The 8,638-nt window shown below is 71.2% G+C and carries 6 protein-coding genes, 2 tRNA genes and 1 pseudogene; 1 reads left to right on the forward strand and 8 read right to left on the reverse strand.

Going from position 1 to position 8,638, the window contains the following annotated elements; genetic code table 11:
* Positions 1–16: 16 nt before the first annotated feature.
* From CCN56_RS12825 to CCN56_RS12840, 4 genes are all read right to left on the reverse strand, one after another.
* A tRNA-Met gene (locus CCN56_RS12825) sits at positions 17–90 on the reverse strand.
* 65 nt (positions 91–155) lie between these two features.
* Positions 156–2,123, reverse strand: a complete 1,968-nt coding sequence (locus CCN56_RS12830) for an SEL1-like repeat protein (RefSeq protein ID WP_086826563.1) — start codon at positions 2,121–2,123, stop codon at positions 156–158.
* A 202-nt stretch (positions 2,124–2,325) separates the two neighbouring features.
* A tRNA-Met gene (locus tag CCN56_RS12835) sits at positions 2,326–2,399 on the reverse strand.
* 53 nt (positions 2,400–2,452) lie between these two features.
* The gene (locus CCN56_RS12840; protein WP_086826565.1) at positions 2,453–5,356 is read right to left on the reverse strand and encodes a UPF0182 family protein; all 2,904 of its coding nucleotides are present in this window, start codon (positions 5,354–5,356) and stop codon (positions 2,453–2,455) included.
* A 135-nt stretch (positions 5,357–5,491) separates the two neighbouring features.
* Here CCN56_RS12840 and CCN56_RS12845 point away from each other — a divergent pair, with 135 nt between their 5' ends.
* Positions 5,492–6,043, forward strand: coding sequence for a PPA1309 family protein (locus CCN56_RS12845; RefSeq protein WP_086826567.1), 552 nt, complete (start codon positions 5,492–5,494; stop codon positions 6,041–6,043).
* A gap of 69 nt (positions 6,044–6,112) precedes the next feature.
* Here CCN56_RS12845 and CCN56_RS12850 read toward each other — a convergent pair whose 3' ends face one another.
* The 4 genes and pseudogenes from CCN56_RS12850 to CCN56_RS12865 all read right to left on the reverse strand — a co-directional run.
* Complete coding sequence (locus tag CCN56_RS12850; RefSeq protein ID WP_086826568.1) at positions 6,113–7,201, reverse strand: PDZ domain-containing protein; 1,089 nt, start codon at positions 7,199–7,201, stop codon at positions 6,113–6,115.
* Positions 7,202–7,266: 65 nt separating this feature from the next.
* Complete coding sequence (locus tag CCN56_RS12855) at positions 7,267–7,494, reverse strand: hypothetical protein (RefSeq protein WP_086826570.1); 228 nt, start codon at positions 7,492–7,494, stop codon at positions 7,267–7,269.
* 160 nt (positions 7,495–7,654) lie between these two features.
* On the reverse strand, positions 7,655–8,116 hold the full coding sequence (locus CCN56_RS12860) for a molybdenum cofactor biosynthesis protein MoaE (protein WP_041131148.1): 462 nt from the start codon (positions 8,114–8,116) through the stop codon (positions 7,655–7,657).
* A gap of 105 nt (positions 8,117–8,221) precedes the next feature.
* Positions 8,222–8,638: pseudogene (locus tag CCN56_RS12865) on the reverse strand (NAD-dependent dehydratase); the annotation flags it as partial.

Raw genomic sequence — 8,638 nt, forward strand, 5'->3', positions numbered from 1 at the left:
CTTCGTTGCTACTGAGTAGCGGGGACAGGATTTGAACCTGCGACCTCTGGGTTATGAGCCCAGCGAGCTACCGAGCTGCTCCACCCCGCGTCGGTGAACCTAACCTTACGGGACCCCCGTCACCAGCGCAAATCCGTTAACCCCTGTACCCCCCGCTACGCCGTCAGCTCCTGGTGCAGCGCATCGCTCAGCCGGGCCGCCCGCTCGGCGACCTCCGCCGGGCCCAGCTCCACCGCGCGGTCGCACCAGCGACGCCCCTCGGTGAGCTCGCCCCGGCGCGCCGCGAGCAGCGCGAGCCGGAGCGCGGCCCGCCCGTGGCCGGCCCGGGCCGCCCGGGTCCACCAGAGGGCGGCCTCCCGCTCGCTGCCCTCACGGGCGAGGAGCAGCCCGAGGTTGAAGGCGCCGTTGCGGCTGCCCGCCTCGGCGGCCTCCCGGTACCAGCGGTCGGCCTCGGCGAGGTCGCCGCGCCCGGCGGCGAGCATCCCGACCCGCACCTGGGCGCGCCGGTGGCCCTGCTGGGCGGCCCGCTCGTACCACTCCTCGCACTCGGACTTCTCCTCGCGGGGCGCGCCGAGCACGGCGGGGCCGGGCTCGGGGCGGCGGGCGTCGAGCACCGAGGCGAGCCGGAAGGCCGCCTCGGCGCTGCCGCCGCCGGCCGCGCACCGCAGGTGCCGCTCGGCGGTCTGCTCGTCGCCGTCGCGGAGGGCGGCGATGCCGACCTGGAGGGCTGCCTCGGTGTGTCCGGCGGCCGCGGCCCGCTCGTACCAGACGAGGGCCGTGCGGTCGTCGTCGCGGCCGGCGTGGAGGATGCCCAGGTTGAAGGCGGCGTCCACGCTGCCGGCCTCGGCGGCCTTGGAGAACCAGGGCTCGGCGCCGTTGGCGTCGCCGGCCTGGAGGAGCAGCACGGCGAGCGCGTTGGCGGCCTCGCGGTGGCCCGCGTAGGCGGCGCGCCGGTACCACTGCTCGGCCTGCGGGATGCGGTCCTGGGCGGCGCAGAGCAGCCCGAGGTTGTAGGCGCCGTTCACGTCGCCGGCGTCCATGGCGGCCCGGTACCAGCGCTCGGCGGTCTGCTGCTCGCCCCGGGCGGCGTGCAGGGCGCCCAGCGCGTTGGCGGCGTTGCCGTCGCCGTCCTGGGCGGCCCGGAGCCACCACACGGCGGCGCTCTCCTCGTCGCCCGCGTCGCGGAGCAGGAAGGCGAGCGCGCAGGCGGCCTTCGCCTCGCCCTCCTTGGCGGAGCTGAGGTACCAGCGGCCGGCCTCCTTGAGCTCGCCGCGGTGCTCCAGGATCGCGCCGAGGTGGAACGCGGCCCGCCGGTGACCGCGCGCGGCGGCCTGCCGGAACCACTGCTCGGCCTCGGCGGCCGCTCCCGCGGGCTCGCCGCCCGGCTGCGGGGGGACGGCGGTTCCGGTCGCGGCCGCGCCGGAGGGCGCGATCGCCCCGGCACCGGGGACCCGGAGCCGGGTGCCGGTCTCGTGCGGTCCGCGGGTGGTCTCGGTGGCGCGGCGCTCCAGGGCGAGGGCGAGGCGGTAGGCGGCCTCGCGGTGGCCCTGTTCGGCGGCGGCGCGCAGCCAGCGCTCGGCGCCGACGTCGCTGCGGTGCTCCAGGAGGTCGGCGAGGGCGTACGCGCCGAGGGCGTGGCCCTGCTCGGCGGCCTGGCGCAGCCAGTACTCGGCGGCCGGCTCGTCGCCGCGCTCGCGGTGGTGGCGGCCGAGCGCGTGGGCGGCGGGGGCGGAGCCGGCGACGGCGGCGACCCGCCACCAGCCGGCCGCCTCGTCGGCGTATCCCCGCTGGTGGAGCAGGACGCCCAGGTTGTTGGCGGCGGCCCGGTCCCCCTCGGCGGTGGCGCCCCGCAGGTACGGCTCGGCGCCGTCGAGGTCGCCGCGGCGCAGCAGCAGCGCGCCGAGGGCGCTCATCGAGGCGACGTCGCCCCGCTCGGCGGCCCGCCGGTGCCGGGCCTCGGTCTCGGTCTCGTTCTCGGCGTCGGTCTCGGCGGTGGTGTCGACGGCCGCATCGACGGCCCTTACCGCTGCGGCCTCGATGATCTCGTCTGCGGCGTTTCTGGCGTGCCGCTGCACAAACCGCCCTGTCTCCAACAGAGTTGCCCTGTCCCCCATAAATACCATCGTCGCACCACCCGCAACCCGAGCACACCTGGTATACCGCAGCCAGTGAGGTCACTCAGCGTTTTGTCGACATGCCCACAGAGAGACAAGTCAAACACGACTCACGCCAACTCGCCCCTTCCCTACCGCTCTTCGGCACCCCCCGGCACGTCGACACACGACAAGGGCCCGGATCCTTATGGATCCGGGCCCTTGTCCTGAGTAGCGGGGACAGGATTTGAACCTGCGACCTCTGGGTTATGAGCCCAGCGAGCTACCGAGCTGCTCCACCCCGCGTCGGTGAAACCACAGTATCACGACGCGGAGCGGGGAAATCGGAAAAGCTCAGGTCAGCCGCCTGATCCCGGGGTCTTGAGCTTCGCCCCGGCGTCCGCGGCCCGCTGGAGCGCCGCCTGGAGGTCCTCCTGGGCCTTGCCGTACGCGGTCCAGTCGCCCTTCTGCAGAGCGGCCTGGCCCGCGTCGTACGCCTTCTGGGCGTCGGCGATGGCCTGCTTCAGGGCGGCGTCGTTCGAAGCCGGCGGCTGGGTCGTGCCGGGCGGCTGCGTGGTGCCCGGCGGGGTCGTCGGCGCGGTGGGCGCCTCCACCCCGAAGACCGCGTTGAGCGCCTCGGTGAGGGTGTCCTCGAACACCGTGGTGTCCTTGGTCGTGTCACCGTCCGGCTGGTCCGCGTCCACGTACGACACCGCGACCTTCTTCAGGAGCGGGTAGAGCGCGTTGCGTCCCTGGGCGTAGACCGGCTCCACGTACAGGAACCCGCCGTCGAGCGGCACGGTCAGCAGGTTGCCGTACTGGATGTCCGAGTCGGCGCCCTTCATGTCCCGGACGAAGGTGGCCACGGAGGGCAGGCCGTTGAGCTTGCTCTGCACCTGGGCCGGGCCCGGCACGTCCGAGGTGACCCGCAGCAGTCTCAGCCGGCCGTACTCCTTGCTGGTGGCGTCGGCGTCGACCGCCATGAAGGCGCCCAGGTTGGGCCGCCCGTTCGGCGTGAACGTCGTCGTCAGCGAGAAGCGCTGCGCCGTGTCCCCGGGCATCTTCATGCTCAGGTAGTACGGCGGGACCGCGTTGCCGTCCTTGTTGGTCGGGTCGTCCGGCACCTGCCAGGCGTCCGAGCCGCTGTAGAACTGCGCGGGGTCGGTGACGTGATAGCGGGTCAGCAGCTCGCGCTGGACCTTGAACATGTCCTGCGGGTAGCGCAGGTGCGCGAGCAGGTCGCCCTTGATCTCGGACTTCGGCCTGACCGTGTCGGGGAAGGCCTTCATCCAGGTCTTGAGGACCGGGTCCTGGGTGTCCCACTGGTAGAGCTTCACCGTGCCGTCGTAGGCGTCGACGGTGGCCTTCACCGAGTTGCGGATGTAGTTGACCTGGTTCTGCTGGGCGACGACCGTGCGCTGCTGGTTGCCGACGGTCAGCGAGTCGGCCGTGGTGTCGCCGAGCGTGGTGCGCGAGGCGTACGGGTAGCCGTTGGTCGTCGTGTAGGCGTCGACGATCCACTGGATCCGGCCGTCGACGACCGCCGGGTAGGCGTCGCCGTCGATGGTCAGCCAGGGCGCGACGGCCTCGACGCGCTCCTTGGGCGTGCGGTTGTAGAGGATCCGCGAACCGTCGCCGATGGCTCCCGAGTAGAGGATCTGCGGCTCGCTGAAGGCCACCGCGTACGCGGCCCGGTTGAAGGTGTTGGAGAGGCTGACGCCGCTCTTCTCCTTGTAGCTGGTGGTCTTCTCGCCGTTCTGCTCGTAGTCCAGCTCCTTCTGCGGGCCGCCCACGATCGAGTACTGGTCGGTCTTCTCGCCGTAGTAGATCCGCTGCTGGTACGTGCCGAGGGAGCCGGTCGTCGGCAGCCCGGACTCGGTGAAGACCGGCGAGCCGTTGGCGTCCGTGTGCGTGCCCGAGGCCAGGATCGCGCCGTAGCCGTGGGTGTAGGTGAAGTGGTCGTTGATCCAGTTCCGCTTCGGGATGCCCTTGATGTTGAGCTCGCGCAGACCGACGACGGTGTCCTTGCCCTGGTAGCGGTCCACGTCCAGGGTCGTCGGGAACTGGTAGTACTTCCGCTTCTGCTCCAGCTGCTGGAACGTCGGCGACACGATGTTCGGGTCGAGGAGGCGGTAGCTCGCGGCCGTGTCGGCGTCCGCCCGCAGCTTGTCCTTGGCCTTGACCGTCGACTTGCCCGAGTAGTTCTCGGCCTTCGTCCCGTCGATCGCGTACGCCTTGCGGGTCGCGTCGATGTTCTTCTGGATGTACGGCGCTTCCTTGGCCTGCTCGTTCGGCTGGACCTGGAACTTCTGCACGATGGCCGGGTACAGGCCGCCGATCAGGATCGCGGAGAGGACCATCAGGCCGAAGCCGATCACCGGCAGCTGCCAGGTGCGGCGCCAGATCGTCGCGAAGAACAGCAGCGCGCAGATGACGGCGATGCAGAACAGGATGGTCTTCGCCGGCAGGAACGCGTTGGCGTCGACGTACCGCAGGCCCGTCCAGTTGCCGGTGGCCTTGAAGTCGCTGGACTTCACCGCCAGGCCGTACCGGTCGAGCCAGTACGCGACGGCCTTGAGCGCGACGAAGAGGCCGAGCAGCACCGAGAGGTGGCCGGTGGCCGCGGCGGTGGCACGCGCGCCCGGACTGGTGATCCGCAGCCCGCCGTACAGGTAGTGCGTGAGCGCGGCGGCGATCAGCGACAGGACGGCGGCGGCGAAGCCGAACGCGAGGAGGAAGCGGTACCAGGGCAGGTCGAAGGCGTAGAACGACACGTCGAGGCCGAACTGCGGGTCCCTCTGGCCGAACTTCACCCCGTTGACCCACATGAGCCAGGTGCGCCACTGGCCGGACGCGGAGGCACCGGCGATCAGGGCCACCAGGGCCGTGACCGCGAACAGCACCCACTTCTTGAACGGGGCCAGGCCCATCCGGTACCGGTCGAGGCTCTGCTGCTCGAGGGACATCGCGCTGAGCGGCGGCCGCAGCCGGTACGCCAGCCAGATGTTGAAGCCGACGGCGATCCCCATCAGCAGGCCGAAGACCAGGAAGAGGCCGATCTTGGTCCACAGCGTGGTGGTGAACACGGACGAGTACTCGACCGAGCGGTACCAGAGCCAGTCCGTCCAGAACCCGGCGAACATCACGAACGCCATGGCGAGGACGGCCAGCACCCCGAGTGTCATGAGCAGGGTGCGGGCCCGCCGGGACGGCCGGCCGACTCTCACCCTCGGCCCGGACGGGCCTTGGCCACGGTCCGGCATCTGGAAAGCCAACGTGCGCCCCTCGATGTTGATGCGTCTGAAAGCAGGCCCCGCGATCGTAGAGCCCACTGATGCAACTTACTGAGGCTTTACCTAGTTCCCGACTTCCGGGGAAGAGGAGGCAGGATATTGGTCATGTCCAACCTTTCCCCCTCCGGCCCGGCCATGGCCGCGAGCCCCCTCACCCGCGCGGTGCTCGAGATCGACGAGTACGCGTCGGGCCTCGGCTGGGACCAGCCCGCCCGCCTGTTCGCCCTGGTCGACACCGCGAAGCTGCGCGCCCAGGAGCCCAAGCTCGCCTCCCAGCTCGGTCTGGGCGACGACGCCACCGCCTACACCCCGATCGAGCAGGACAAGCTGCCGCGCGGCAAGGCCCTCGACGAGTTCCTCGGCACGATCGCCTGGCCCGATGCCGTCGCCGGCTGCGCCCTGACCGTGGAACGGCTCATGCTGCCCCCGTCGGCCGAGGCCCAGGTCCCCCAGGGCCTGAACGAGAAGCAGCTCGCCAAGTGGGTCGCCGCGCACCCGGACCGCCAGGAGGTCCGGATGACCGTGGCGGTGCTGCGGGACGGCAAGCGCGAGGCGGCGATCCGGCTGCGCGAGAAGGACTCCGCGACCGAGGTGCTGACCGGCCCCGACCTGGTGCCGGGCCTCGCCGAGGCACTGGCGGCGACCTTCGAGAGCTGAGAGCCCGTACGTACGGAAAGGGGCGCCCGGTCGACACGACCCGGCGCCCCTTCGGCGTCTTCCGCGTCCTCAGCTCTTCGAGCAGCTCGGCAGCGCCTTCGTGTCGCCCTTGCGGAGCTTCTCCAGCGACTTCGTGGCGTCGTCGATGGTCTTCACCTTGATCAGGGTGAGCCCGGCGGGCGTGTCGGCGGCGGCCGCCTCGCAGTTGTCGGCCGGGGTGAGGAAGTACTCGGCACCGGCGTTGCGCGCGCCGACCAGCTTCATCTCGATGCCGCCGATCGGGCCGACCTCGCCCTTGTCGTCGATGGTGCCGGTGCCGGCGATGAACCGGCCCTCGGTGAGGCTCTCCGGGGTGAGCTTGTCGACGATGCCGAGGGCGAACATCAGACCGGCGCTGGGGCCGCCGACGTCGGCCAGGTTGATGTCGATCGTGAACGGGAAGACGTGGTCGGTGCCGGCCTGGATGCCGACGACGGCCCGGTCGCCCTCTTCCGAAGTCGTGGTCCTGATGACCACCTTCCGGGTGACGGTGGGCTCCTTGTGGGCCTTCTCGGCGGCGGCCGCCTCCTTGGCGGGGATGATCGTGAACTCGACGTCCTGACCGGGCTTCCGCTTCGTCACCTGCTTGGCGACGTCGGCCTGCTCCTTGATCGGGACGCCGTCGACGGCCTTGATGACGTCCCCGGCGTGCAGTTTGCCCTCGGCCGGAGCGCCCTTGACGACGGTGCCGACGACGACCCGGGCGACCACCGGGATGCCCAGCTCCCCGAGGGCCGCCACCTTGGCGCTCTCCTGGGACTGGCTGAACTCCTCGGCGTTCTCCTGGCTCGACTCCTCCTCGGTCTTCCCGTCCGGGTAGAGGGTGTCGTGCGGCACCACCACGTTGTCGTGGGCGAGCCATCCGTAGACGGCCTCGACGGCGTTCATCTTGTAGTCCGCGCTGGTGACGCGGACCGTCGTCATGTTGAGGTGACCGTCGGTCGGGTAGGTCTTGTGTCCCGAGATCTGGAGGACGGGTTCTCCCCTGGCCTCGCCGAGGGTGTTGACCGTGGGACCCGGGCTCATCTCCGCGTACGGCACCGGGATCAGGACGCCCGCGATGAGCAGACAGATCAGGACCAGGGTGGAGGCGAGCATCGTCGCGGTGCGGCGTGGCATGGAACGACAGTACGGGACTCGCCTGTGGGTGCACCCCTGGGGCGGTCCGTACGAGGCGGCCCCCGTCAGCCGGACGGCGAGGTGGTGGCGGTGGCCGTCGCGGCCGGTTCGCGCTCCGGACGAACGGAATCGGCGGTGGTGACGTGGGTCCGCTCCATGGCGTCCCGGAAACGTGCGTAGCCGGCGAGTTCGGCCACGTCACCTATGGTCTTGTTCCTCGAAGCCCAGCTTCCCCATATCGCCGCGCCGACGACTGCGAAAAGCGGAATCAGCAACCAGGCCAGCGCTGCCATCCCGACCTCCCATCCCCAGTGAGTTGATCAGCAGACTGTCATCTGTGATCCCAACGCTCCCGCCTGGGGCCCGGTTACGCAAATCGGGCGTTCGACTACGCCCTGTCGGCGCGTCGCCTTGCCGCCCCGGCGCCTGCCTGGCCTGATCCGCCGGACAGGCTCAGCAGGCGCCGACCCACTCCTCGGTGCCGTCCGAGAAGGTCTGGTGCTTCCAGATGGGGACCTCGTGCTTGAGGTCGTCGATGAGCTTGCGGCAGGCCTCGAAGGCCTCGCCGCGGTGGGGGCAGGAGACGGCGACGACGACCGCGAGGTCGCCGACGCGCAGGTCGCCGACGCGGTGGACGGCGGCCAGGGCGCGGACCGGGTAGTTCGCGACGACCTTCTCGGCGACCCTGCGCAGCTCCGCCTCGGCGGTCGGGTGGCAGGAGTAGCCCAGCGCGTCGACGTCCGCGCCGCCGTCGTGGTTGCGGACGGTGCCGACGAAGAGGGTGGTGCCGCCGGCGGCGTCGTCTCCGACGGCCCGGAAGACCTCGTCGACCGAGAGCGGGGTGTCACGGATCGCGAGCAGCTTGATCGGGTCGTCCGCGGCCTGCTCGCCGGGGTGGTCGTGCGTCTGCGCCATGCGCCCATGGTGCCGTACGGCTCCGACATCCGGTAAGGGACCTTTCGACCTGTGGACGGGACCCTCCGTAGGAGGGTCCTACAAGCCCGTCCCCACCGGCCCGTCCTACAGGCCGCGCCGCTTCCGCATCTGCCGGACCAGGGCCGCCGTGCCGAGCAGCGCCACCGTCGCGCCGGCCGCGCCGGCCGCCGTCGCGTCCTTGCGGCCCAGGCGGCGTCCGGCGACCGTGTGGCGGCCCTCGACCTCCTCCAGGAGCGCGGCGAGGACCTCCTCGTTCGTCCACTTCGGGCGCCAGCCGGCGTCGTGCAGCCGTCCGACGCTCACCACCCAGGGATGCATGGTGTAGGCGAGGTCGCCCGCCGGGGACGGGGTGAGCCCGATCCGGTGGAGGCGGGCCGCCGTGCCGAGGGCGACCGCGGAGGGCAGCTCCATGCGCCGGATCCCGGAGAGCTCCTCGACCTCCTCCTGCTCCAGCCAGCCCTCGCAGCCGACGGCGAACTCCCCGTCGACCTTCTCCAGGGC

This window comes from Streptomyces sp. NRRL B-24572 (genome assembly GCF_002156145.1).
Lineage (GTDB): Bacteria > Actinomycetota > Actinomycetes > Streptomycetales > Streptomycetaceae > Streptomyces > Streptomyces vietnamensis.